Genomic DNA, 24,160 nt, shown 5'->3' with positions numbered 1-24,160 from the left:
CGCGACATGGCAGCCTCAATCCGTGACCTTCGGCGTCGAATCAGTTCGGTGAACTCGACGAAGAAGATCACCCGTGCCCAGGAGCTGATCGCTACCACGCGTATCGGTAAGGCACAGGCTAAGGCCGAGGCGGCTCAGCCGTACAGCAGGGAGATGACGCGAGTCATGTCCGCGCTGGCCGGGTCCGCCGCTCTGGATCACCCGTTGCTGAAGGAACGGGAGAACCCCAAGCGTGCCGCCGTCCTCGTCGTGACGGCCGACCGCGGTCTGTGTGGTGGCTACAACTCGAACGCGATCAAAACCGCCGAAGAGCTCATGTCGCTCCTGCGCGAGCAGGGCAAGGAGCCGGTGCTGTACGTGACCGGCCGCCGTGGCGTGACCTACTACTCGTTCCGTGGCCGCGAACTCGCCGGCGAATGGACCGGATTCTCCGAGCGCCCGTCGTACGACGACGCCCGTGCGGTCGGCGAGGCGCTGATCGCCGGGTTCGTCGCCGGTGCCGATGACGATGCCGAAGGCCCCGGGGCCGACGGAGTCCGCGGCTTCGACGAGGTCCACATGGTCTACACCGAGTTCCGCTCGATGCTGTCGCAGGTTCCGACCGCGACTCGCATCGCGCCGCTCGAGGTCGAGTACGCCGATGAGGACGCGACCGCTCAGGCGGCCGCGAAGGATCAGATCCCGCCGTCGTACGAGTTCGAGCCGAACGCGACCGACTTGATGGACGCGATGTTGCCGAAGTATGTCAACACCCGGATCTTCTCGGCGATGTTGGAGTCCTCGGCCTCAGAGTCGGCCGCGCGGCGTGCGGCGATGAAGTCCGCGACCGATAACGCCAGCGAACTGATCCTGAACCTCACCCGCGAGGCGAACCAGGCTCGACAGGCCCAAATTACCCAGGAAATCAGCGAGATCGTCGGTGGCGCCGACGCGCTTGCCTCCGCAGGAAGTGATGATTGATATGACCGCAACTACTGAAGCGCCCGCGGCCAACCAGAGCGGCGGCAAGAGCACTGGCCGCGTCGTACGAGTCGTCGGCCCCGTTGTCGACGTCGAGTTCCCGCGTGGCTCGGTTCCGGCGCTGTTCAACGCGCTGCACAGCGAGATCAAGCTTGAGCAGATGGCGAAGACGCTGACCCTCGAGGTTGCTCAGCACCTCGGCGACAACATGATCCGCGCGATCTCGATGCAGCCCACCGACGGCCTCGTCCGAGGCGCTGCGGTGTCCGATACCGGTGCTGCGATTTCGGTGCCGGTCGGCGACCAGGTCAAGGGCCACGTATTCAACGCGCTCGGTGCTTGCCTCGACGCTCCGGAGCAGCAGTTCACCGGTGAGCGCTGGGGAATCCACCGCAAGGCGCCGGCGTTCGACCAGCTCGAGGGCAAGACCGAGATGCTGGAGACCGGCATCAAGGTCATCGACCTGCTGACGCCGTACGTGCAGGGTGGAAAGATTGGTCTGTTCGGTGGTGCCGGTGTCGGCAAGACCGTTCTGATCCAGGAAATGATCACCCGTGTCGCGAAGAACTTCGGTGGCACCTCGGTGTTCGCCGGCGTCGGTGAGCGCACCCGTGAAGGAAACGACCTCTTCCTCGAGATGGAAGAGTCGGGCGTTCTGCAGGACACCGCGCTCGTGTTCGGTCAGATGGATGAGCCGCCGGGCACTCGTATGCGCGTGGCGCTCTCGGCGCTGACCATGGCGGAGTACTTCCGCGATGAGCAGAACCAGGACGTGCTGTTGTTCATTGACAACATCTTCCGGTTCACGCAGGCCGGTTCCGAGGTATCGACGCTGCTGGGCCGCATGCCTTCCGCGGTGGGTTACCAGCCGACCCTGGCCGACGAGATGGGCGAATTGCAGGAGCGCATCACCTCGACCCGCGGTCGTTCGATTACGTCCATGCAGGCCATTTACGTGCCCGCAGATGACTACACCGACCCGGCTCCGGCGACCACGTTCGCCCACCTGGATGCGACGACGGAGCTTTCCCGCCCGATTTCGCAGAAGGGTATTTACCCGGCGGTGGACCCGCTGACCTCCACTTCGCGCATCCTCGACCCGGCGATCGTCGGTGAGGAGCACTACCGCGTGGCTCAGGAGATCAAGCGGATTCTGCAGCGTTACCAGGAGTTGCAGGACATCATCGCGATTCTCGGTATTGACGAGCTCGGCGAAGAGGACAAGGTCCTCGTCGGTCGCGCCCGCCGCATCGAGCGCTTCCTGTCGCAGAACCTGCTCGTTGCAGAGCAGTTCACCGGACAGGAGGGTTCGGTCGTCTCGCTGTCGGAGACCATCGAGGCGTTCGATCGCCTTGCCAAGGGCGAGTTCGATCACCTGCCCGAGCAGGCGTTCTTCCTCTGCGGCGGTATCGATGACCTCGAGGCCAACGCAGCGAAGCTCGCCAAGTAACGTCTGCCGCACGATAGGAAGGAGGACCAGCTATGCCACTGAACGTGGAGCTGGTTGCCGTCGAGCGGTTGCTGTGGTCGGGCGAGGCCGATATGGTCATCGCCCGCACGACCGAGGGCGAGTTGGGTGTGCTGCCTGGCCATGCGCCGACGTTGGGTGAACTCGCCGATCCCGGTCTGGTGAAGATCAACCGGACCGGCGGTGAGGGCCCGCTGATCGCGGCCGTACACGGCGGATTCTTGTCGGTCAGCGACAAGGGCGTGTCGATCCTCGCGGAGTTCGCTGAACTCTCTGACGAGATCGACGTCGACCGGGCGCGAGCCGCACTCGCCGGTGCCTCAGATGATGAGGAAGGCGTCGCAGCCAAGGCGCGGGCGGAGGCCCGGTTACAGGCTGCAGAGCAGACGCGCGGATAAATTAATGCAGTAGACAACGTCGCACCCAGGAGAACCTGGGTGCGACGTTGTCTATCGGGTGTACTCGGCGGATCGGAGGTGTGGCGTGCACGTTGCAGCGTGGCTGATCGTCGTACTCGCCCTCGTGGTCGCCGCGGTCGCGATCTTCGTGTTCCGGCGTCGGCGGATCCTGATCTTGCAGGGCGCCATCGAGATGTCGGTCCACCGCGGCGCTGGGTTACGTGGCGGATGGGTGCTCGGGGTCGCTAGGTACGCCGATGAGCACTTGGAGTGGTTTCGACTGACCTCGTACCGGGCCGGTCCGTCGCTTCGGATCAACCGGCGCGGTACGACGATCGCATGGCGGGAGGAACCGTCCAGCAATGACGCGGTGTGGATGCCGCCGGACGCGATCGTGCTACATCTGGAAACGATGGATGGCCCGCAACGCGTCGCCGTCCCGAAAACAGCACTGACAGGTCTGATGTCCTGGTGGGAATCAGCCCCGCCCGAGTGGATGCGTAGTCGCTGAGTACGCCGCGCTAGGCGTTCCGCTCGCCTCCGGGAACCCATTTCACGTCTCCGCCGGGGTTGGCGTAGCGCGAGGCGATGAACAACAGGTCCGACAGTCGGTTTAGGTACTTCGCGGTCAGCGGACTGATGTCATCGTGTTCGGCGATCGCTGCCCACGTGGTCCGCTCGGCGCGGCGCGTAACGGTACGAGCCAGGTGCAGGTACGACGCGGCATTGGTGCCGCCGGGCAGGATGAAACTGTCGAGTTTGGCGAGGTCTTCACCAAGTTCGTCGCACCAGGCCTCGAGGCGGTCGATATAGTCCGGCTCGACCCGCAGCGGCGGGTACTTCGGATTCTCCTCGTACGGCGTGCACAGGTCGGCGCCCACATCGAAGAGGTCGTTCTGCACGTGCGTGAGGATGACGCGTAGCCGCTCGCTCACGTCGTCCGCGCACATCGGAGCTAGTACGAGCCCGAGCACGCTGTTGGCTTCGTCGCAGTCGGCGTACGCCTGCAGCCGCGAATCCGTCTTGCTGATTCGGGAGAAGTCGCCGAGTCCGGTTGTGCCGGCATCGCCGGTGCGGGTGTAGATCTTCGTGAGATGAACGGCCATGCCATGAGGCTACAGCCGGTCCATAGGATGGGGCGATGGACGTCTACCGGGTGCGTGGCGGCGCACGATTGAGCGGGTCGGTATCGGTTGCCGGCGCCAAAAACAGTGCCTTGAAGTTGATGGCTGCCGCGCTGCTTGCATCCGGGCGCACGCGACTGGAGAACGTTCCGCAGATCCTCGACGTGACGATCATGACCGAGGTATTGCGACGGCTGGGCTGTGTGGTGAGCGCGGACGGCGACGTGCTGGAGATCGATGTCCCGGAACAGACGACGACCGAGACCGATTACCAGTTGGTGCGTCGGATGCGCGCCGCGGTCGCTGTCCTCGGACCGCTGGTGGCCCGGTTCGGGCACGCGAAGGTGGCGCTACCCGGCGGCGACGCAATCGGCGCACGCGGGCTCGATATGCACATTGATGGGTTGCAGCGTCTGGGGGCCGACGTCCGGCTCGAGCATGGCTATCTGATCGCGACCGCGAGCAGGTTACGCGGCGCGGAGGTGACGTTTGATTTCCCCAGCGTGGGAGCCACCGAGAACGTGTTGATGGCGTCGGTCCTGGCCGACGGTGAGACAGTCATCGACAATGCCGCGCGTGAACCGGAGATCGTCGACCTCGTCGATATGCTGCGCTCGATGGGCGCGGTGATCGAAGGTGAGGGCACCTCAACGTTGCATGTGCAGGGCACCGACGGGTTGCGTGCGACGGTGCACCGCACGGTTCCCGATCGGATCGTCGCCGGGACGTGGGCGATTGGTGCGGCGATGACCCGTGGCGATGTGCGTGTACGCGATGCGCGTGCCGACCACGTCGAACGAGTGCTGCAACGGCTCGCGGATATGGGCGCCGACCTATCGACATACGACGATGGTTTCCGGGTGCAGATGGATGCCCGTCCCACCGCGCATGACATCGTCACCTTGCCCTACCCGGGCTTTCCCACCGATCTTCAGCCGATGGCGATCGCGCTCAACGCGATCGCTGACGGCCATTCGATCTTGACCGAGAATGTGTTCGAGGGCCGGTTCATGTTCGTGAATGAACTGATCAGGCTGGGTGCGCACATCACCATCGACGGGCACCACTGCTCAATTCATGGCACCGAGCGATTCTCCAGTGCCCCGGTCGAGGCCACCGACATCCGCGCCGGCGCGGGCCTGGTGATGGCGGCGTTGGTCGCCGATGGCGTCACCGAGGTCGGTCACGTTCATCACATCGATCGCGGGTACCCCGGCTTCGAGGAGCAGCTGCGCGCGCTCGGCGCGACGATCGAACGGGTCACCGTGCCCCAGGCGGACCCCTCCGAGTAACCTCGGGGGCATCCATTTCACTCTTCGAAAGGCAGATCGTGACGACCTCACCCGTCAAGGTTGCCGTCACCGGCGCCGCCGGTCAGATCGGCTACAGCCTCCTCTTCCGTATCGCCTCGGGCGCGTTGTTCGGCCCGAACACCCCGGTCGAGCTACGGCTGCTCGAGATCACCCCGGCTCTGAAGGCGCTGGAAGGCGTCGTCATGGAACTGGACGACTGTGCGTTCAGCACCCTGGCTGGCGTCCAGATCGGCGACGACGCGAACAAGGTGTTTGACGGCGTCAACCACGCGTTGCTCGTCGGTGCACGCCCGCGCGGCCCTGGGATGGAGCGCGGTGACCTGCTCGAGGCCAACGGCGGCATCTTCGCCCCGCAGGGCAAGGCGCTGAACGAGGTTGCGGCGGACGACGTACACATCACCGTTACCGGCAACCCGGCCAACACCAACGCGCTGATCGCGATGAACAACGCGCCGGATATCCCGAACACGCGCTTCTCGGCGTTGACTCGCCTCGACCACAACCGCGCGATCTCGCAGCTCGCTGCCAAGCTCGGTGTCGCGGTGACCGAGATCAAGAAGATGACGATCTGGGGCAACCACTCGGCGACCCAGTACCCGGACCTCTTCCACGCCGAGGTCGGCGGCAAGAACGCTGCCGAGACTGTCGGCGATCAGGCGTGGCTGGCCGACACCTTCATCCCGACGGTCGCCAAGCGCGGCGCGGCCATCATCGATGCCCGCGGCGCGTCGTCCGCGGCCTCCGCGGCGTCGGCCACGATCGACCACGCTCGCGATTGGGCGCTTGGTTCGGCCTCCGGTGACTGGGTGTCGATGGCCGTGGCTTCGGACGGTTCGTACGGCGTACCGGAGGGACTCATCTCCTCGTTCCCGGTCGTCTGCAAGAACGGCGACTACGAGATCGTCCAGGGCCTGGAGATCGATGAGTTCTCCCGCGGCAAGATCGACGCCTCGGTCGCCGAACTGGCCGAAGAGCGCGACGCCGTGAAGAAGCTCGGACTCATCTCCTAGCGCGAGCCGGCACAACACGACGTTGTCGTGAACCACGAGAGACGCCCCACCGGAAATCCGGTGGGGCGTCTCTTGGTTGTCTGAGCGGCCGAACGGCCCTGCTTGGAACATTCCGCAGTCTGCGGCGCCTGCATTCAATCGACGCTCCCGTGCCTCGCCGTCTCACTTGATCGACGACCGTCGGGAGTGTTGCGGACCGTTGGGCAGGCCTTGGTCGCTCGCGCTACGGCGCTGTGGCGACTCGTGCTACGCGACGATTACCGACAGCATGCTGGCGACGCAGACCGGCTTGTCGATGCCCTCGGCCTCGATCGTCCACTCCCAGGTGGCACGGCTGCCCATCGCGATGTCGGTGACATCAAGCAGTTTCGCGCTGGCGCGCAGCTTCGAGCCGACCGGAACCGGGTGCGGGAAGCGCACCTTGTCGCAGCCGTAGTTGACGCCCATCTTGACGTTGTCGACGCGAGTGAGCTGCGGGCCGAACATCGGGATCAACGAGAGGGTCAGGAAGCCGTGCGCAATCGTCGCGCCGAACGGACCCGACTTCGCCTTCTCGACGTCGACGTGGATCCACTGGTGGTCCTCGGTCGCATCAGCGAACGCGTTCACGCGATCCTGGCTGACCTCGAACCAATCGGTGGGGCCGTACGATTGGCCGACGCTCGCCTTCAGGTCGTCGATACCGTTGAATACCTTTACCTCTGCCATGACTGCCTCCTTGATCGTGAACAACAATCGCGGCGCCGAAGCCGCGACGCCTGCCAGTGAGGTTATCCATAGCCGGAGGACATTCGGCAAGCCGGTCGTTCAGTAGAGTTGTCCTGAGATTTCTGGAGGTTCCACATGCCCTACCCGTCGAACACCGAACGCGACCGCCCCTGGGTGATGCGTACCTACGCCGGGCACTCGTCGGCCAGCGCGTCCAACGAGCTCTATCGGCGGAACCTCGCCAAGGGGCAGACCGGACTCTCCGTCGCCTTCGACCTGCCGACCCAAACCGGCTACGACCCGGACGCGCAGCTCGCGCGCGGTGAAGTGGGCCGTGTCGGCGTGCCGGTGAGCCATGTGGGCGATATGCGCGAACTGTTCAAGGACATCCCGCTTGAGCAGATGAACACGTCGATGACGATCAACGCGACCGCGATGTGGCTGCTTGCGCTGTATCAGGTCGTCGCCGAGGAACAGGGCGCCGACATCACCAAACTGGCGGGTACGACGCAGAACGACATCATCAAGGAGTACCTCTCCCGCGGCACGTACGTGTTCCCGCCGGAGCCATCGATGCGGCTGATCGCCGACATGGTGTCGTACACGGTCAACACGATGCCGAAGTTCAACCCGATCAACATCTGCTCGTACCACTTGCAGGAGGCTGGGGCGACTCCGGTGCAGGAGGTCGCGTTCGCGATGAGCACCGCGGTGGCCGTGCTGGACGCGGTCCGCGATTCGGGGCAGGTGCCCGAGGACAAGTTCCCCGCGGTGGTAGGGCGCATCTCCTTCTTCGTCAACGCCGGCGTGCGGTTCATCGAAGAGATGAGCAAGATGCGTGCGTTCGGGCAGCTGTGGGACGAGATCACCCGCGAGCGGTACGGCGTGCAAGATCCAAAGATGCGTCGCTTCCGGTACGGCGTCCAGGTCAACTCGCTGGGACTGACCGAGGCGCAGCCGGAGAATAATGTGCAGCGAATCGTGCTGGAGATGCTGGGTGTGAGCCTGTCCAAAGATGCGCGAGCGCGGGCAATCCAACTACCGGCGTGGAATGAGGCACTGGGCTTGCCGCGCCCGTGGGACCAGCAGTGGGCGCTGCGGATGCAGCAGGTGCTCGCCTTCGAGTCCGATCTGCTGGAGTACGAGGACATCTTCGCCGGGTCGCACGTCATTGAGGCCAAGGTCGCCTCGATCGTCGACGGCGCCAAGGAACTTATGCAGCAGGTCGAGGAGGCCGGCGGCGTGCTGGGAGCAGTCTCCTCGGGCTTCATGAAGGGCGCGTTGGTGGAGTCACTGGCTGCCCGCCGCGCCCGGATAGAGACGGGTGACGATGTGATCGTCGGCGTCAACAAGTTCGAGACCACGGAGCCGAGCCCGCTGACCGACGAGGGTCAAGAGTCGATCATGACCGTCGACGCGGGGGTCGAGGCTGCCGCGATTGAGGCGATCGGACGCTGGCGGGCAGACCGTGATGAAGACCGGGTGCAGTCTGCGCTCGCGCGGCTTCGTGAGGTCGCGTCGACGACGCAGAACCTGATGGAAGCGACGTTGGATTGCGCCCGAGCAGGGGTGACCACGGGGGAGTGGTCGCAGGCGTTGCGGGAGGAATTCGGCGAGTTCCGTGCCCCGACCGGTGTGTCGGCAGCGACCGCCGCCACGGATGTGGCCGAACCATTGCAGCGGGTGCGCGAGCGCACCAGCGCGCTAGGCGAGCGGATGGGCCGCCGGTTGAAGATTCTGGTGGGTAAGCCTGGTCTGGACGGGCATTCCAATGGCGCCGAGCAGATCGCCGTACGCGCGCGGGACGCAGGTTTTGAGGTGATCTACCAAGGTATCCGGCTGACCCCGGAGCAGATCGTCGCAGCCGCCGTCGAAGAGGACGTGCATGTCGTCGGACTCTCGGTGCTGTCCGGTTCGCACCTCGAGGTGGTACCGGCAGTGCTCCAGGGTTTGCGGGAAGCCGGAATGGATGACGTGCCGGTGGTGGTCGGCGGAATCATCCCGGACGCCGACGCGAACCTGCTGATGCGACAGGGGGTGGCCAAGGTGTTCACTCCGAAGGATTACGAGCTCAACGACATCATGGGCACCATCCTTGACGTGATCGAACGCGGAGCACCGCAGCTCGCCGAGCACGCGTAGTGGCCGGAGCAGTCGACCTCCACCACGTACCCGGTCTCGCGCGTGCCCGCGATGGGGCGGTGACGCGCTGATGGCCGTGCCTCTGGTCGTGGGCGAAGCCCTGCACCTGGAGTATCCGACCCGCGTCGTGTTCGAATCGGTGACGGTCGGGATCGAAGAAGGCGATCGTGTCGGAATCGTTGGCCGAAACGGTGACGGCAAATCCTCGTTGATGGGGATGCTTTCCGGGCTGATTTCCCCGCAGGCCGGACGGGTGACGCGGCGCGGCGGCGTCCGGTTCGGGATGCTGTCGCAAAGCGACGATTTGGACCCGGAGCGGACCGTAGGCTATTCGATCGTTGGCGAGCGACCCGAGCACGAGTGGGCCGGTGACGCCCGGGTCCGCGACGTGATCAATGGGCTCGTGTCCGACGTGCCATGGGATGCGACGATCGGATCGCTTAGTGGCGGGCAGCGACGCAGAGTCGCCCTGGCGGTCCTGCTAATTGGCGAGTGGGACGTGATCGCGCTCGACGAGCCGACGAACCACCTCGACGTCGAGGGCATCACCTGGCTCGCTGAGCACGTGAAGAATCGGTGGGCGAAAAACGCCGGGGCGCTGCTGGTCATCACCCACGACCGTTGGTTCCTCGACGAGGTGTGCACCGAGACCTGGGAAGTGCACGATCAGATCGTCGAACCGTTCGAAGGTGGCTACGCTGCGTACGTCCTGCAGCGGGTCGAACGAGACCGGATGGCTGCCGCGACGGAGGCCAAACGGCAGAACCTCATGCGTAAGGAGCTCGCGTGGCTACGGCGCGGGGCTCCGGCCCGCACGAGCAAGCCCAAGTTCCGCATCGAGGCCGCCAACCAGCTGATCGCCGACGTACCGCCGGTCCGCAATCCGATCGAACTACAGCGGCTCGCGGTGGCTCGCCTCGGCAAGGACGTGATCGACATTGAAAACGCGGGCGTCCGCTTTGGTGAGCGTGACGTGCTGCGCGACGTGACATGGCGGATTGCCCCCGGCGAGCGGACGGGGATTCTCGGGGCGAACGGCAGCGGTAAGTCCACCCTGTTGGGCCTCGTGGCCGGTACGGTCAAACCGAGCACGGGGCAGGTCAAGCGCGGTAAGACGGTGCGGCTGGGGACCCTGGATCAGCAGTTCTCCCAACTCGCGGACATCAGCGGAGATCGGGTGCGCGAAGTGCTCGCGCGTACTCAGGCAACGTTCACCATCGACGGTAAAGACCTGACTCCGGCTCAGTTGCTGGAACGTCTCGGCTTCGCCCGCGAACACCTGTCGGCGCGGGTGTCGGATCTGTCCGGCGGGCAGAAGCGTCGACTGCAACTGCTGCTCCTGTTGCTGAGTGAGCCGAACGTCATCGCCCTGGATGAGCCCACGAATGACGTGGACTCCGACATGCTGGCAGCCATGGAGGATCTGCTTGACTCCTGGCCGGGCACGCTGATCGTCGTTTCCCACGACCGCTACCTCCTCGAACGCGTCACCGACCAGCAGTATGCGATCTTCGACGGGCGGCTGCGGCACCTGCCCGGCGGTGTTGACGAGTACCTGCGGCTACGGCGCGAACAGGCAGCGCCCGCCGCGAGTCGCGAGATCAGCCCGCTGCCGGACAACAGCGGTGGAGCGTCCGAACTGTCCGGGGCGCAGCGACGGGCGGCGCAGAAAGAGGTCGCGGCGATCGAACGACGGCTCGACAAGCTGAGCGCTGAGGTGCAGGCCCTCCATCAGCAGATGGCCGAACACGAGCAGGACGACCACGAAGGAATGCGGCGGCTCGCTGAGCGGTCGCACACCCTCGACAGCGAGATCGCCGAACTCGAAGAGCGCTGGCTGGAACTGTCCGACTCGATCGGCTGACGGACCAGACTCGCGCGCAGCCAAGAGTTGGCGCGCGGCAGTCAGTGCGGACGCTCGCGGAGAGGGTACGCCGGTCGGGTTCGCCGACGACGGGTCCTGCTGGTACGGACAGGGCTGGTCGACGCGGGCTACCTAGGAAAGTCGGATCTCACGTTTCGCCCGGCCGGCGCGTCTACCGTGTGATGAAGATGAAACAGCCATTCGATCAGGCCGTGAAGCGGCACGGGCAGACCGTGCTGCGGGTGTGCCGCGCCGTGCTCGGCCGCGGCCCTGACGCGGACGACGCCTGGTCCGAGACGTTCTTGGCAGCGCTGAAGGCCTGGCCGGATCTGCCGGAGGACACAAACGTCGAGGCGTGGCTGGTGCGCGTTGCGCACCGAAAGGCGATCGACGTCACCCGGGCACGCGCGCGGCGCGCGATCCCCAGCGACGATCTCCCCGAGCGGGCTTCGCCGTTGGGCAATCCCGGCGGTGACGAGTACGGGGTGTGGACTGCGGTGGCGGCGCTGCCGCAGCGGCAACGACTCGCGATCGCCTACCACTACCTCGGCGGCTTGCCGCACGCCGAGACCGCCGAGATTATCGGCGGCAGCACGGATGCGGTGCGCCGCGCGGCATCCGACGGCATCAAACGCCTCAGGCAGATCTATCCCGCAGACGACTACCCGAAAGGAGTACCCCGATGACCGATATCGCCACGTTCGGCAACAACCATTCGGCTGATGGCGGCAAGAGGGCTGAGTACGACGCACTCTTCGCGATCGAGCCCGACGCGATGGCTCACCTACATTCGCGCCTGGCAGGGATCGCCAGTGAGCACGGGCTGGTGGACATCGCTTACCGCACGATCGACACTCCCGTCGGGCAGCTGCTACTGGCCGCGACCGAGACAGGGCTGGTTCGCGTCGCCTTCGAACGCGAGAACTTCGAGGCCGTGCTGGAGTCGCTCGCGGACAAGATCAGCCCCCGCGTGCTGCAAGCCCCGCGCCGGTTGGACGCGGTCGCCGCCGAGATCGACGAGTACTTCACCGGCAAGCGGCGCGCCTTCGACGTGCCGCTGGACTATGCGATGTCCTCGGGGTTCCGCCAGATCGTGCAGCGCTACCTGCCGCACATCGGCTACGGCCACACGCAGTCCTACAAGGAAGTCGCCGAACTCGTCGGGAATCCGAAGGCCGTACGCGCCGTCGGCACGGCCTGCGCGACCAACCCGCTGCCAGTCGTTGTGCCCTGCCACCGCGTACTGCGCACCGACGGCAGTCTCGGCGGTTACATCGGCGGCCTGGAAGCGAAGACGACCTTACTGACTCTGGAGAAGGCGGCATGAACGCGACGCAGACCAAGCCGGACGACTACGCGCAGCGGGTGGACTCCGGTTCACGCTCGCGCTGGTATTCCACGACGCCGCGTGAGGGCACGATGACCGGCAAGACTTACACGCTCCTTGGTGCAGACCGAAAGCCGTACGAGCGCGCTACGCCCGGCACCCTCGGTGGGCATCGTGGCGGACGCATCTACGGGCGCTTGGACTGTCCGGCGGCGGTGCGCGCGATCGCGAATGGCGGCTACGTGAAGAACCGGGTGTTCTTTGCCGACGAGATCACCGCGATCGCCGCCGGGTTCCGGCCGTGCGCGGTGTGTCTGCCTCAGGAGTACGCCGCGTGGAAGCAGGCGTGATGAGCCGCAACCCGCGCCTGGGGATGCCCGCGGTTGTCGGCGCGACCGTGGCGCGGCCGGCCGATACTAAGGTCGACGCGTTGTGGCAGGTCCCAGTCGACATAACGCGATCGCCGCATCTCATCGAGGTGGAGAGGAGCGTGGGTTGAGCACCCTGTTCGGCGACGACATGATCGAGCGGCCGACGCCCAGGTTGCCCGAAGGGGCGCACTACGTGCCGAGTTGGCTCACGCTCGAGCAGCAGCGGTGGATCGTGGCCCGCTTCCACGAATGGACGAACGGGCCGGTTCCGATCCGGGCAGCCACGGTCCGCGGGCACCAGATGAGCGTGCGCACCGTGTGCCTCGGCTGGCACTGGCGTCCCTATGAGTACACGCGCGAGGCCGTCGATGTGAACGGCAACCGGGTGCTCGACTTCCCCGACTGGATGGTCCGCCTCGGCCGCACAGCGCTCGTCGCCGCGACAGGCGATCCGCATGCTGGCGAGGATTACACGCCGGATACGGCGCTGGTGAACTACTACGACGACGCGGCGCGAATGGGGATGCACCAGGACAAGGACGAGCGCTCGGGTGCCCCAGTGGTATCGCTGTCGATCGGCGACACCTGCAAGTTTCGGTTCGGCAACACCGAGACCCGAAACAAGCCCTATCAAGACATCGACCTGTCCTCCGGCGACCTGTTCGTCTTCGGTGGACCCTCCCGGCTGGCCTACCACGGCATCCCGAAGGTCTATCCAGGCACCGCACCTACGGACTGCGGACTGCGCAGCGGCAGGATCAACATCACGATGCGCGTCACCGGCCTCGAGGGTTGATCTGGTAGTCGGCCTTCGGCCGGTGACGGCGGGCGTCGTGCCTGCGCACGTCACTACTCGCAGCGGTCATAGACGTACCCGTCCGTGCCCCGGGGAACAAGGTCGCCATCGCGCAGGATGGTCAACGGCGATCGATCGGTGAGCGCGCACACATCGCTGAAGTCGATACCGGCATCCTTGAGCGCGTCGGGGTATTCGATCTGCAGCACGTGTGGTCCGTACGCCGCGGCGTACAAGCCGCACTCACCGAAGACAGCGCACTCTTCGGTGGTGGCGAAGTCGAAACCCAGCTCATCATGAGCGAGGGCCGCGACCTCGGGGGAGTTCTTCTGAGCGATGGCCAAGCCCGCGGCGTGCGCGCGGTCGACGTACGCCGCGGCGAGAGCCCAAGCGCCGTCAGGGTCGATCTGCTCGAATCGCGTCCAGGTATCGAGATTGTCGATCTCGACCGCCGAGAAACCGGACGTTGCGCAACTGTCGATGAGCGGGCCGACGACCGCGAGGATGCCGTCGCGCTGCTGGCCGGTGGACGGATCGAGGATGTACTCGTCGGGCCAGTCCGGATCACTCACGAGTCCGCCGTCCGCGTCATGTACTAGCAACGATTCGCGCGTACTCGCCCATTCGGCGGACTCATCGGGCTGTGTCTGGAAACCGTTCACGTAGCAGATGCCGTACCCGTCGACCGGGGCTGCCGCGTTCGCGTCCCGAGTCACCACATCCGGTGCCTGCTCGCCCGAACTCGTCTGGACCAGGTCGTACGCGCCGCCGAGTTGGTAATCAAAAACCCCGTGCGTCGGTGGAAGTCGCACCCGCTGCTGCGCGCGCGGCAGAGGGTCGCTCGAGTCGTCTGGTGCTGGGGCACATCCCACCAGAGCCGCCATCGCGACGGTCACGACCGCAAGGATGATCGACCGCTGCACGAGTGCCGCCTTTCGGCAGAGTGAGATCAAGTGTCGCCGCTGAAGTGCTCGTCCAGGCTATGGGGCAGCAGCCGTTGGCGGCAACGTCATCGACCCTGCCGCCCCTTATCCTGTGGGTATGACTGAACTCGCCACACCCCATAGCGCCACGTCTGACTCGCCGGCTTTCGAACACATCCGCCTCGAGCGATCTGGGCAGGTCTACACCCTCACGATGGCGAGGGCGAAGCGACGCAATTCGCTGTCTGAGGAACACATGCGCGAGATTCTCGCGGCGATGAACCACGTCGCGACGACCGACGCACGGATCCTGGTGATCGCGGCCGACGGTCCGGTGTTCAGCTCGGGTCATGACTTTGCCGACATGATCGACCGCGACCTGGTCTCGATGCGCGAACTGTTGCAGTTGTGCACCGAGATGATGACTCGGATGCATTCGCTGCCACAGGTAGTCATCGCGAAGGTCCAGGGGCTGGCCACCGCCGCCGGCTGCCAGATGGTCGCCAGCGCCGATCTTGCCGTGGCGGCAGAGTCGGCCGGTTTTGCGTTGCCCGGTGCCAAGGGTGGCTGGTTCTGCCACACGCCCTCCGTCGGAGTGAGCCGCACTATCGGGCGTAAGCGCCTGATGGAACTCGCGCTCACCGGTGAACCGGTCGATGCGAGTACCGCGCAGGCGTGGGGTCTGATCAACTACGCCGTCCCGGACGACGAACTTGATGCGAAGGTCGCTGACCTCGTTGATCGGCTGTGCCAGGGCAGCGCGGCGAACAAGGCCGTCGGCAAGCAGACCATCTACAACCATCTGGATCGGCCAGAGAGCGAGGCGTACCTGCTGGCGATCGAGGTGATGGCCGGCGCATCACAAACCGACCACGCCCGCGAGGGGATGAGTTCATTCGTCGAGAAGCGGGCGCCGATCTGGCCGCGTTAGTTCGCAGCGCTGACGTCGCGTAACCGGTCCGCGGAATCGAAGATGAACTCCAGCCGGCGGCCGCCGACCTCTGCGGTGATCCGGTCGCCGTCATCGCGCGCCGATAACCGATGAACTCCGAGATACGTCTCCACCGCCAAACGATCGGCGTGCGGAAACAACGAGGTCGCGCCCCGCAGCAATGTGCCGACTGCGGCGACATCGAGCGCAGGATGCTCCAGCGACTCTTCACGCACCAGCAACCACGCCGTGCCCGCGTCGTACGCCGCGGGAAAGTACCCGCGCCCAGCGAGCAACCCGCACGCGGCAATGGCCAGCGTGTGTGCGGGACCTTGCCCACCGTCATGGATGGCAGACAGCGGCAGTCGTCGAGTCGTCAGTTCCGGGATATCCAAACGCCGGCCGATCTCGATCAGTTCCGTGTGCCCGGTACGCGCCGGTGATCCGTCCGAGGATGCCCACTGCCACGTTTCGCCGTCGGTAGCGACGTGCGCCAACGGTGAGACACGTAACGTTCGGGCGCCCACAGTCAGTACCTGCTGCCGAAGATCAAGGCTCCACGGCGCGCCCTCGACGAGTTTCTGCAGCAGCATCTGTCGTTCTATGACGACAGCCGAGTACGCCGCGACAATAGTGTCTAGAGTGGGGTGCTTGAGGCCGCGTTCGAGGCGCATGCCGACCAGGCTAACCACCGGAATGCATCTCACGCGCCGCAGGTCGCATCACCCTCGGCCAGTCGGGGCTGAGAACTGCACAACGGTGCGACAATGGGTGATCGGCACGATCAGAAAGTGGTGAGCAGCGTAGTGGGTTCGGTGGATCAGTTCGTTCATCTGCACACCCATACCGAGTACTCGATGCTCGATGGTGCGGCAAAGATCGGTCCACTGATGGAACGCGCCAGCGAGTTGGGCATGCCGGCGATCGCCGTCACCGATCACGGCAACGTGCACGGCGCGTACGACTTTTACAAACAGGCCAGTGCCGCCGGCGTAAAGCCGATCATCGGGATGGAGGGGTACTACACCCCCGGGTCTCGATTCGACCGTGTGCCGTACGAGTTCGGCACGATCACCGACGATCAGTCCTCCGAAGAGGGCTCAAGTAACAAGGGTCGTGCGGCGTACAACCACATGACGCTGCTGGCATACAACACCACGGGTATGCACAACTTGTTTCGGCTGTCGTCGCTCGCGAGTTTGCAGGGGCAGTACCGCAAACCGCGGTTCGACCGCGAGATCCTCGAGCAGTATCACGAGGGCCTGATCGCGACGACCGGTTGCCCGTCGGGTGAGGTGCCGATGTGGCTGCGCGCCGGCAAACTTGACCGAGCGCGTCAAGCGGCCTCCGATTTCCAGGACATTTTCGGTAAGGACAACTTCTTCTGCGAGTTGATGGACCACGACCTCGCCGTCGAGAAGTCCTACCGCTCGCAGCTCACCGATATCGCCCGCGATCTGCAGATTCCTTTCCTGGCCACCAACGACCTTCACTACACAAGCAAGGAAGACGCCAAGGCGCACGGCGCCCTGTTGTGTATCCAAACGGGAGACCGGCTATCGAACCCGAACCGGTTCCAGTTCAACGGTGCGCACTACTACCTCAAGAGCGCCGAGGAAATGCGCGCGAAGTTCCGCGAGCTCCCCGAGGCGTGCGATAACACGCTGCTGATCGCTGAACGAGTCGATATCCAGTTCAACGAGTCCGCGAACTACATGCCGCGATTCCCGGTGCCTGACGGTGAATCGGAGGAGTCCTGGTTCGTCAAGGAAGTCGAGAAAGGCCTGCATTACCGCTATCCGGATGGAATCCCGGAGGCGGTGCGCAAACAGGCCGAGTACGAGGTCGGCGTCATCGCGCAGATGGGCTTCCCGGGCTACTTCCTGGTCGTCGCGGACTTCATCAACTGGGCGAAGAACAACGGGATCCGCGTCGGTCCCGGACGCGGCTCCGGCGCAGGGTCGATGGCGGCGTACGCGATGCGGATCACCGACCTGGACCCCCTTCAGCACGGGCTGATCTTCGAGCGATTCCTCAATCCCGATCGCGTCTCGATGCCCGACTTCGATGTGGACTTCGACGAGCGTCGGCGCGGTGAAGTCATCCAGTACGTCGTGGAGAAGTACGGCAGCGAGTTCGTCGCGATGATCGTCACCTTCCAGACGATCAAGGCGAAGAACGCCGTCAAGGATGCCGCCCGCGTGCTCGACAAGCCGTACGCGGTAGGCGACATCCTCACCAAGGCGATGCCGCCGGACGTGATGGGTAAGGGCGTCCCGCTGTCGAAGATGTGGGACACCACCAACGAGCGGTACAACGAGGGCGGCGAGTTCCGCGGCCTCTACGAGTCGAACGCGGAATACAAGGAAGTCGTCGATACGGCCAAGGACCTCGAAGGCCTTCGCCGCGGCACGGGTGTGCACGCCGCCGGCGTGATCATGTCGTCTGAACCGCTGATGAACGTGATCCCGCTGATGAAGCGTGAATCGGACGGCGCGATCATCACCCAGTTCGATTACCCGACGTGCGAGACGCTCGGGCTGATCAAGATGGACTTCCTCGGGCTGCGTAACCTCACCATCCTCGATGACGCCCTGGACAACATCGAGATCAACCGGGACGAGAAGGTCGTCCTGGAAGACCTTCCGTTCGATGATGCCGGGACGTATCAGCTGATGGCGCGCGGGGACACGCTCGGTGTGTTTCAGCTCGACGGTGGGCCGATGCGCGCCCTGCTGCGCTCGATGCGCCCGGACACGTTCGAAGACATCTCCGCCGTCGGCGCGCTGTACCGTCCCGGCCCGATGGGCGCGGACTCACATAACAAGTACGCGCGCCGAAAGACCGGCCGCGAACCTGTCGTGCCGATCCACCCCGAACTCGCTGAGGCATTCGAAGACATCCTCGGCGAAACCTACGGGTTGATCGTCTACCAAGAGCAGGTCATGGCGATCGCGCAGAAAGTCGCCGGCTACTCGCTCGGCCAGGCCGATCTGCTGCGGCGCGCAATGGGCAAGAAGAAGAAGTCCGAACTAGACAAACAGTTCGAGATCTTCTCCGCGGGAATGGCCGAGCGCGGCTACTCGAAGGCCGCGATCACCACGCTGTGGGAGATCTTGCTGCCGTTCTCCGATTACGCCTTCAACAAGGCGCACTCCGCGGCGTACGGCGTCGTGTCCTACTGGACCGCCTACCTGAAGGCCCACTATCCGGCCGAGTACATGGCCGCGCTACTGACCAGCGTCGCGGAAAACAAAGACAAGATGGCGGTCTACCTCAATGAATGTCGGCGGATGGGGATCAAGGTCCTCTCCCCGGACGTCAACGAGTCATACGCGCGCTTCACCCCGGTCGGTACCGACATCCGATTCGGTATGGCCGCGGTCCGAGGGGTCGGCGCGAATGTCGTCGAACTCATCGTCAAAGGCCGCGAGGAGAAAGGGCACTTCACCTCATTCCACGATTTCCTGCGCAAGGTCGACCAGCAGGCCTGCAAGAAGAACGTGGTCGAGTCGCTGATCAAGTCCGGTGCTTTTGATTCGCTCGAGCATCCGCGCCGCGGTCTGATTCACATTCACGCCGAGGCGATCGATTCGATCGCCGACGTGAAGAAGCAAGAGGCGATGGGGCAGTTCGACCTGTTCGGTGGGCTCGGCGGTGGTGAGGATGACTCACCGGCCTCGACGCAGTTCGAGGTGGCCATCCCCGAACAGGAATGGCCCAAGCGCGAGAAGTTGGCCTTCGAGCGCGAAATGCTCGGCCTGTACGTGTCCGATCACCCGCTGCACGGCCTGGAGCACGTATTGGCCAGCGCCGCCGATACGACGATCGCGGGCCTGCTGGAGGAGGGGGCCTACGCCGACAAAGACGTGGTCACGATCGCGGGCATCCTGACCGGTGTCGAGCGCAAGATCAACAAGCAGGGTGCCTACTGGGCGAAGGCGACGATCGAGGACCTGGAGGGCTCGGTAGAGATCTTCATCTTCGCCCGTACGTACGAGGCAGTCGGGCACCTGGTCGCTGAGGATCAGGTCGTGGTGGCCACCGGCCGAGTGGCCCTGGAGGACGACGAGGCGCCGAAACTGCGGATCGCCGACCTGTCCTTGCCGGACCTGAACAAGGACAACTCGGGACCGGTATTGCTGCAGGTGCAGGCGTTGCGGTGTACGCCGCCCCTGGTCACCCGCCTCAAGCAGGTGCTGTCCGGTCACGCGGGGGTCACTGATGTTCATCTGCGCGTGCTCAACGGCGAACGGATGCACACGGTGCGTCTGGGTGATGACCTGCGGGTGACCCGTTCGCCCGGGCTGGTCGGCGACGTCAAGGCGCTGTTGGGCACCGAAGGCTTCGTGCAGTGAGGTGTTCGACGGCGCCGACGCGGTTGATCGTGGCGATGCGGTGTACGGCCAAGCGGCACGTGCGGAACGGAGCCGCGGCGTGGTGACGGCATTACGTGGCTCGGTGTGGCTCGGCGGTGAAGAGGATCCGCTGCCCGATCACGTCGTGTTGATCGACGATAACGGGGATATTGCTGAGATCAGCCCGTTCGAGGCGGGGCTTGCCCGGGACGTTGACGACGTACTCGGCGGCCCGACCTGCTGGATCGGTCCGGGGATCTACGACCGTCACGTGCATCTGTGTGGACTCGATCCACGTGACTTGCTGCCCACCGGAGTGGTCGCGGTCCGCGACCTCGGTGACCCCGAAGGACATCCGGGGCCCGAGCCTGATGCTGCGACAGGACTGCCGGTCCGCTCCGTCGGCCACGTGCTGACCGCATCTGCGCGCGGATCGGCTCGGATCACTGCGGAACCAGTGCTCGATAGTGCCGAGAAGGCGGTCGCGCACGCGGCGGCCCAGCACGAACTCGGCGCCCAGGCGATCAAGGTGGGGTTGCACGATGAGAGCTGTGCTTCGGCGACCCCACCGGCGGTGCTGGCCGCGGCGGTCGACGCCGCACATGAGCGTTCACTGCCGGTGATCGCTCGTGCGCAAACCGTGGAGTTGGTAGTTCGCGCGTTAGAAGCTGGCGTGGATGAACTCGCGAACACCCCCGCGGAGGTGCTGCCCGATAGCGTCGTCGGCCAGGTGAAAGAAGCGCGGATCGCGGTTAGTTCGACGCTACAAATGTTATATGCCAGCGGATTGGGGCCGGCCGCCGCGCGTAACGCGGCAGCCTTGATCGAGGCAGGGGTGCCGCTGTACTACGGCACCGACCAAGGCAATATCGCTGGCCGACCCGGGGTAGATCCGCGCGAACTCGATCGGCTCGCGCAGGCCGGGCTGGGCCGCGATGGTGCGCTCAGGTCGGCTTCGTACGGGCCATTGCTAGTCGGTAGCCCGGCGCGGATCGTCGTACTCCAGGATGATCCGCTCCGTGAACCGGCCGCGTGGTGGGCCCCGCTGATGACGATCAGCGGCACCAGCCGCGCGTTCGGTTCCGGCCCCCTCGATCCGGTGGCGTTGCGATGACGATCCAGGCCGCGACGCCGCGGCGACCTTCCGGGATCGCGCGAGCCGTGACGGCGGCAGGCGGGCGGGCGCATCTGGTCCGGACCGCGTTGATCTCGCTCGTACTCAGCGTGATTGCCGCCGTGATCTGCGCGTTGATGGCGCCAGGATCGCATGAGGTCGTTACGCAGATCGGCGATATGCCGGCGTGGCCGCAGGACGAGGTTCGGGTTGCCGCAGAGGTGTGGCTCACGCTCGCGATGTGCGTGGTGGCCGTAGTGACGACAGTGTTGTGGTGGCGTCCGTGGCATTCCCGTCCGGGCGCCTCGCCTATGCCTCACGACGTTGATCCTGCGGCGCAGAGCGCTGTGCAGGCGCATGCCCCTGCGCAGACGCACGCCGCTCAGGTGGATCCCGTCGAGGCGGCACGTGGGCCGGTCGGTGTGGGGATCGCCGTTGTCGCTGCGATCGCGCAGACGGGCATCGGAATGCTGGTGTGGATGCCGACGGTCGCGTTGCGTGGCTTTGAATCCGCGGGTGCGGTCGGTACGGACCGGATCGCCGCACCGGTGCTCAGCAGTACCACCGCGATGTGGGCGGCGGGGTTGTGCGCCGTGTTGACCTACATCGTGTTGACGTTTGCGGCCTCGAATAGTGATCTGCGCTCTCAAGCAGCGCCGCGGCAGCAGTAGGTGCCACCGTGGCTGCGACGACACCGCGCACACTTCGCGCGCGGGGTATCGCCAGAGTCACGCCCGGTAGGCATCGGCCAGCGTGCTGGCGCGTCGTAATCTGGACGGATGAGCCAGATCCTTCGGACCATCGATCTTCGCGGCCAGCGACTGCGGGCCGCCGAGCTGCGCCGCGCTGTGCCGCGCGCCGAGATCGATGTCGAGCGGGCAACCGCCGCAGTTGAGCCGATCGTTGACGACATTCAGGCGCGTGGGGCCGTTGCCGTCAAGGAAATCACCGCGCGCCTCGATGGCGTGAAACTGGAACAATTGCGCGTCCCACAGCATTACCTCGACGAGGCGCTCGAAACCCTCGACCCCGTCGTACGCGTCGCGCTCAACGAGGCGATCTATCGCGCGCGCACGGTGCACGAGGATCAGCGTCGCAGCGACACGACCACGGTCCTGGGCGACGGTGCGAGCGTGACCGAGAAGTGGATCCCTGTGGATCGCGTCGGTTTGTACGTGCCAGGCGGTCTGGCGGTATACCCGTCCAGCGTGGTGATGAACGTCGTCCCGGCTCAGGTCGCCGGGGTCGGTTCGATCGCCGTCGCATCCCCGCCACAGCGCGAGTTCGGCGGCCGCCCGCACCCCACGATCCTCGCTGCATGCGCGCTGCTGGGCGTTGACGAGGTGTACGCCGTCGGCGGTGCGCAGGCCGTGGCAATGTTCGCTTACGGAACCGAGGAAAGCGAACCGGTCGACATGGTGACCGGCCCGGGCAATATCTACGTCACCGCCGCCAAACGGATGTTGCGCGGGCTGATCGGTATCGATTCCGAAGCCGGCCCCACCGAGATCGCCGTCCTCGCCGATGACACTGCTGACCCTTCACATGTCGCCGCAGATCTGATCAGCCAGGCCGAGCACGATCCGTTGGCTGGTTCGGTACTCGTCACCGACAGTGAGCAGTTCGCCGCCGCCGTAGACGAGCAGCTGCGGGTGCAGATCGCCGCCACCAAACACGTGCAGCGCATCAACGACGCGCTCGGTGGGCACCAGTCCGGCGTGGTACTCGTCGACGACATCGAGATGGGACTGCGGGTGGTCGACGCGTACGCCGCCGAACACCTAGAGGTGCAGACGAAGAACGCCCGCGAGGTCGCGGCGCGCGTGCGGAGTGCCGGCTGCATCTTCGTCGGTGCGTACTCGCCGGTACCGCTCGGGGATTACTGCGCGGGCTCGAACCACGTGCTGCCAACCGGCGGCTGCGCACGTCACTCGTCGGGGCTGTCGGTGCAGTCGTTCCTGAAGGGGGTGCACGTCGTGGACTATGACGAGTCCGCATTGCGAGAGGTTGCCGCACACATCGTTGCGCTCGCTGACGCCGAAGACCTGCCGGCGCACGGCGCCGCGATCCGCGCCCGATTCGCCGATGTCTGAGTCGAACGCCGCGCTCGTTCAGCGGTTGCTGCGCCCGGAATTCCGCGGGCAACAGGCGTACGGCGCCCCCCAACTCGACGTACCTGTACAGCTGAATGTCAACGAGAACTCGTACGACGTACCGCCGGTCGTCGCTGCATCGATCATCGAGTCGATTGAGGCCGAGGTCGCGCACCTCAACCGCTACCCGGACCGCGAGTTTTCTGCGCTGCGGAAGGGCTTGGTTGATTATCTGCAGCGGCAGGACGGCGTGGACCTCGACGTCGACCAGGTGTGGGCGGCGAATGGTTCGAACGAGGTGCTACAGCATTTGCTGATGGCGTTCGGTGGCCCGACTCGCCGCGCCCTCGGCTTCGTGCCGTCGTACTCGATGCATGAACTGATCTCGCGGGCGACCGGCACCGAGTGGATCGCCGCGCGCCGTGATGCGGGTTTCGACCTGTCCGTGCGCGACGCCGTACAGCAAGTCCGCGACGCCGATCCCGACGTGGTCTTCCTATGTTCCCCGAACAACCCGACCGGTACGGCGATGAACGCCGAGGTGATCACCGCGGTGCTGGAGGCCTCGCGCGGGATCGTGATCACCGATGAGGCGTACTTCGAGTTCGCCCGCGAAGGCACGCGTTCGGCGCTGCATCTGCTCGCTGAGCACCCGAGACTGGTCGTCAGCCGCACGATGAGCAAGGCGTTCGCGTTCGCCGGTGCGCGTGTCGGCTACCTCGCGGCCGCGCCCGAGATCATCGACGGGCTACGCATCGTCCGCCTGCCGTATCACCTGTCGTCGCTGACTCAGGCCGCTGCGTGCGCTGCGCTCGCGCACAGCGAGGCGCTGCTGTCGAACGTGCAGGCGTTGAAGGCCCAGCGCGATCGGATCGTCGACGTACTCGCGGCGTGGGGGCTCAGTCCGGTGCCCAGCGACTCCAACTTCGTGCTGTTCGGCGGGTTGGACGACGCCTCGACCGTCTGGCAGGCATTGCTCGATCGCGGCGTGTTGATTCGTGATTTGCATATCGCTGGGCATTTGCGGGTCAATGCCGGCACGCCGGAGGAGACCACCGCATTTCTCGCCGCGCTCGCGGACGTTCTACACCTCGACGCGTCGCTGATCTAATTTTGTTCGTCCCGCGAGGGTTGAGGACTCGTTCGGTGACGGTTGATCCCCGCAGGTCTGGCTTAGTCGGTCGGTAGTCCTTTTCGGTCGCTCGTCGTTACGTGGGCGGTCGTCGACCGATCGGGGCCGGCGGAAGAGACCCGAGTGCG

22 protein-coding genes are annotated in these 24,160 nt (G+C 65.2%); 18 read left to right on the top strand and 4 right to left on the bottom strand.

Going from position 1 to position 24,160, the window contains the following annotated elements:
* Positions 1 to 6: 6 nt before the first annotated feature.
* From E1H16_RS04470 to E1H16_RS04455, 4 genes are all read left to right on the top strand, one after another.
* Entirely contained in the window at positions 7 to 960 is a 954-nt protein-coding gene (locus E1H16_RS04470) for a F0F1 ATP synthase subunit gamma (RefSeq protein ID WP_134322506.1), read from the top strand.
* Between the two features lies 1 nt (position 961).
* Positions 962 to 2,410, top strand: coding sequence for a F0F1 ATP synthase subunit beta (gene atpD / locus E1H16_RS04465; protein ID WP_134322505.1), 1,449 nt, complete (start codon positions 962 to 964; stop codon positions 2,408 to 2,410).
* A 32-nt stretch (positions 2,411 to 2,442) separates the two neighbouring features.
* Positions 2,443 to 2,826, top strand: coding sequence for a F0F1 ATP synthase subunit epsilon (locus tag E1H16_RS04460; RefSeq protein WP_134322504.1), 384 nt, complete (start codon positions 2,443 to 2,445; stop codon positions 2,824 to 2,826).
* Between the two features lie 85 nt (positions 2,827 to 2,911).
* Positions 2,912 to 3,337, top strand: coding sequence for a DUF2550 domain-containing protein (locus E1H16_RS04455; protein ID WP_166741618.1), 426 nt, complete (start codon positions 2,912 to 2,914; stop codon positions 3,335 to 3,337).
* A 10-nt stretch (positions 3,338 to 3,347) separates the two neighbouring features.
* On the opposite strand, the gene E1H16_RS04450 is transcribed toward E1H16_RS04455, so the two are convergent.
* A complete protein-coding gene (locus E1H16_RS04450; RefSeq protein WP_134322502.1) occupies positions 3,348 to 3,932 on the bottom strand; it encodes a cob(I)yrinic acid a,c-diamide adenosyltransferase in 585 nt (194 codons plus the stop codon).
* 35 nt (positions 3,933 to 3,967) lie between these two features.
* Here E1H16_RS04450 and murA point away from each other — a divergent pair, with 35 nt between their 5' ends.
* Entirely contained in the window at positions 3,968 to 5,242 is a 1,275-nt protein-coding gene (murA, locus tag E1H16_RS04445; RefSeq protein ID WP_134322501.1) for a UDP-N-acetylglucosamine 1-carboxyvinyltransferase, read from the top strand.
* Between the two features lie 38 nt (positions 5,243 to 5,280).
* The gene (locus E1H16_RS04440; RefSeq protein WP_134322500.1) at positions 5,281 to 6,273 is read left to right on the top strand and encodes a malate dehydrogenase; all 993 of its coding nucleotides are present in this window, start codon (positions 5,281 to 5,283) and stop codon (positions 6,271 to 6,273) included.
* A 246-nt stretch (positions 6,274 to 6,519) separates the two neighbouring features.
* Here the strand turns inward: E1H16_RS04440 and E1H16_RS04435 are convergent, their stop codons facing one another.
* Positions 6,520 to 6,981, bottom strand: coding sequence for a MaoC family dehydratase (locus tag E1H16_RS04435; protein WP_134322499.1), 462 nt, complete (start codon positions 6,979 to 6,981; stop codon positions 6,520 to 6,522).
* 135 nt (positions 6,982 to 7,116) lie between these two features.
* Here E1H16_RS04435 and E1H16_RS04430 point away from each other — a divergent pair, with 135 nt between their 5' ends.
* The 6 genes from E1H16_RS04430 to E1H16_RS04405 all read left to right on the top strand — a co-directional run bounded on the left by E1H16_RS04430 (position 7,117) and on the right by E1H16_RS04405 (position 13,481).
* Positions 7,117 to 9,123 (top strand): protein meaA, encoded by a 2,007-nt coding sequence (locus tag E1H16_RS04430; RefSeq protein WP_134322498.1) that lies wholly within the window; start codon positions 7,117 to 7,119, stop codon positions 9,121 to 9,123.
* Positions 9,124 to 9,193: 70 nt separating this feature from the next.
* Positions 9,194 to 10,987, top strand: a complete 1,794-nt coding sequence (locus E1H16_RS04425; protein ID WP_134322497.1) for an ABC-F family ATP-binding cassette domain-containing protein — start codon at positions 9,194 to 9,196, stop codon at positions 10,985 to 10,987.
* 188 nt (positions 10,988 to 11,175) lie between these two features.
* Positions 11,176 to 11,673, top strand: a complete 498-nt coding sequence (locus tag E1H16_RS04420; protein WP_134322496.1) for an RNA polymerase sigma factor — start codon at positions 11,176 to 11,178, stop codon at positions 11,671 to 11,673.
* Positions 11,670 to 12,314, top strand: a complete 645-nt coding sequence (locus tag E1H16_RS04415) for a methylated-DNA--[protein]-cysteine S-methyltransferase (protein ID WP_134322495.1) — start codon at positions 11,670 to 11,672, stop codon at positions 12,312 to 12,314. Before E1H16_RS04420 ends, E1H16_RS04415 begins: the two co-directional genes overlap by 4 nt.
* Complete coding sequence (locus tag E1H16_RS04410) at positions 12,311 to 12,664, top strand: Ada metal-binding domain-containing protein (protein ID WP_243837663.1); 354 nt, start codon at positions 12,311 to 12,313, stop codon at positions 12,662 to 12,664. The genes E1H16_RS04415 and E1H16_RS04410 overlap by 4 nt, the downstream gene beginning before the upstream one ends.
* Before the next feature lie 145 nt (positions 12,665 to 12,809).
* Complete coding sequence (locus tag E1H16_RS04405) at positions 12,810 to 13,481, top strand: alpha-ketoglutarate-dependent dioxygenase AlkB family protein (protein ID WP_208378852.1); 672 nt, start codon at positions 12,810 to 12,812, stop codon at positions 13,479 to 13,481.
* 53 nt (positions 13,482 to 13,534) lie between these two features.
* On the opposite strand, the gene E1H16_RS04400 is transcribed toward E1H16_RS04405, so the two are convergent.
* Complete coding sequence (locus E1H16_RS04400) at positions 13,535 to 14,404, bottom strand: endo alpha-1,4 polygalactosaminidase (protein WP_208378851.1); 870 nt, start codon at positions 14,402 to 14,404, stop codon at positions 13,535 to 13,537.
* 118 nt (positions 14,405 to 14,522) lie between these two features.
* Between E1H16_RS04400 and E1H16_RS04395 the strand changes: the two genes are divergently transcribed.
* Positions 14,523 to 15,335 carry an enoyl-CoA hydratase-related protein gene (locus E1H16_RS04395; protein ID WP_134322494.1) on the top strand — a complete coding sequence of 271 codons (813 nt, stop codon included), beginning with the start codon at positions 14,523 to 14,525 and terminating at the stop codon, positions 15,333 to 15,335.
* On the opposite strand, the gene E1H16_RS04390 is transcribed toward E1H16_RS04395, so the two are convergent.
* Complete coding sequence (locus E1H16_RS04390) at positions 15,332 to 16,009, bottom strand: DUF6882 domain-containing protein (protein WP_134322493.1); 678 nt, start codon at positions 16,007 to 16,009, stop codon at positions 15,332 to 15,334. The genes E1H16_RS04395 and E1H16_RS04390 overlap by 4 nt on opposite strands.
* A 117-nt stretch (positions 16,010 to 16,126) precedes the next feature.
* On the opposite strand from E1H16_RS04390, the gene dnaE reads away from it, so the two are divergent.
* The 5 genes from dnaE (at position 16,127) to E1H16_RS04365 (ending at position 24,011) form a co-directional block, all read left to right on the top strand.
* Positions 16,127 to 19,693: a DNA polymerase III subunit alpha gene (gene dnaE / locus E1H16_RS04385; protein ID WP_243837661.1), complete on the top strand. Its 3,567-nt coding sequence runs from the start codon at positions 16,127 to 16,129 to the stop codon at positions 19,691 to 19,693.
* A gap of 1 nt (position 19,694) precedes the next feature.
* The gene (locus tag E1H16_RS04380) at positions 19,695 to 20,807 is read left to right on the top strand and encodes an amidohydrolase family protein (protein WP_134322491.1); all 1,113 of its coding nucleotides are present in this window, start codon (positions 19,695 to 19,697) and stop codon (positions 20,805 to 20,807) included.
* A complete protein-coding gene (locus E1H16_RS04375; RefSeq protein WP_134322490.1) occupies positions 20,804 to 21,478 on the top strand; it encodes a hypothetical protein in 675 nt (224 codons plus the stop codon). Before E1H16_RS04380 ends, E1H16_RS04375 begins: the two co-directional genes overlap by 4 nt.
* A gap of 108 nt (positions 21,479 to 21,586) precedes the next feature.
* On the top strand, positions 21,587 to 22,900 hold the full coding sequence (gene hisD / locus E1H16_RS04370) for a histidinol dehydrogenase (RefSeq protein ID WP_134322489.1): 1,314 nt from the start codon (positions 21,587 to 21,589) through the stop codon (positions 22,898 to 22,900).
* The gene (locus E1H16_RS04365; protein ID WP_134322488.1) at positions 22,893 to 24,011 is read left to right on the top strand and encodes a histidinol-phosphate transaminase; all 1,119 of its coding nucleotides are present in this window, start codon (positions 22,893 to 22,895) and stop codon (positions 24,009 to 24,011) included. Before hisD ends, E1H16_RS04365 begins: the two co-directional genes overlap by 8 nt.
* Positions 24,012 to 24,160 lie beyond the last annotated feature (149 nt).

Source organism: Cumulibacter soli (assembly GCF_004382795.1).
GTDB lineage: Bacteria > Actinomycetota > Actinomycetes > Mycobacteriales > Antricoccaceae > Cumulibacter > Cumulibacter soli.
Note: the sequence above shows the minus strand (reverse complement) of the source record. Positions and strands in the feature narration are given on the sequence as shown.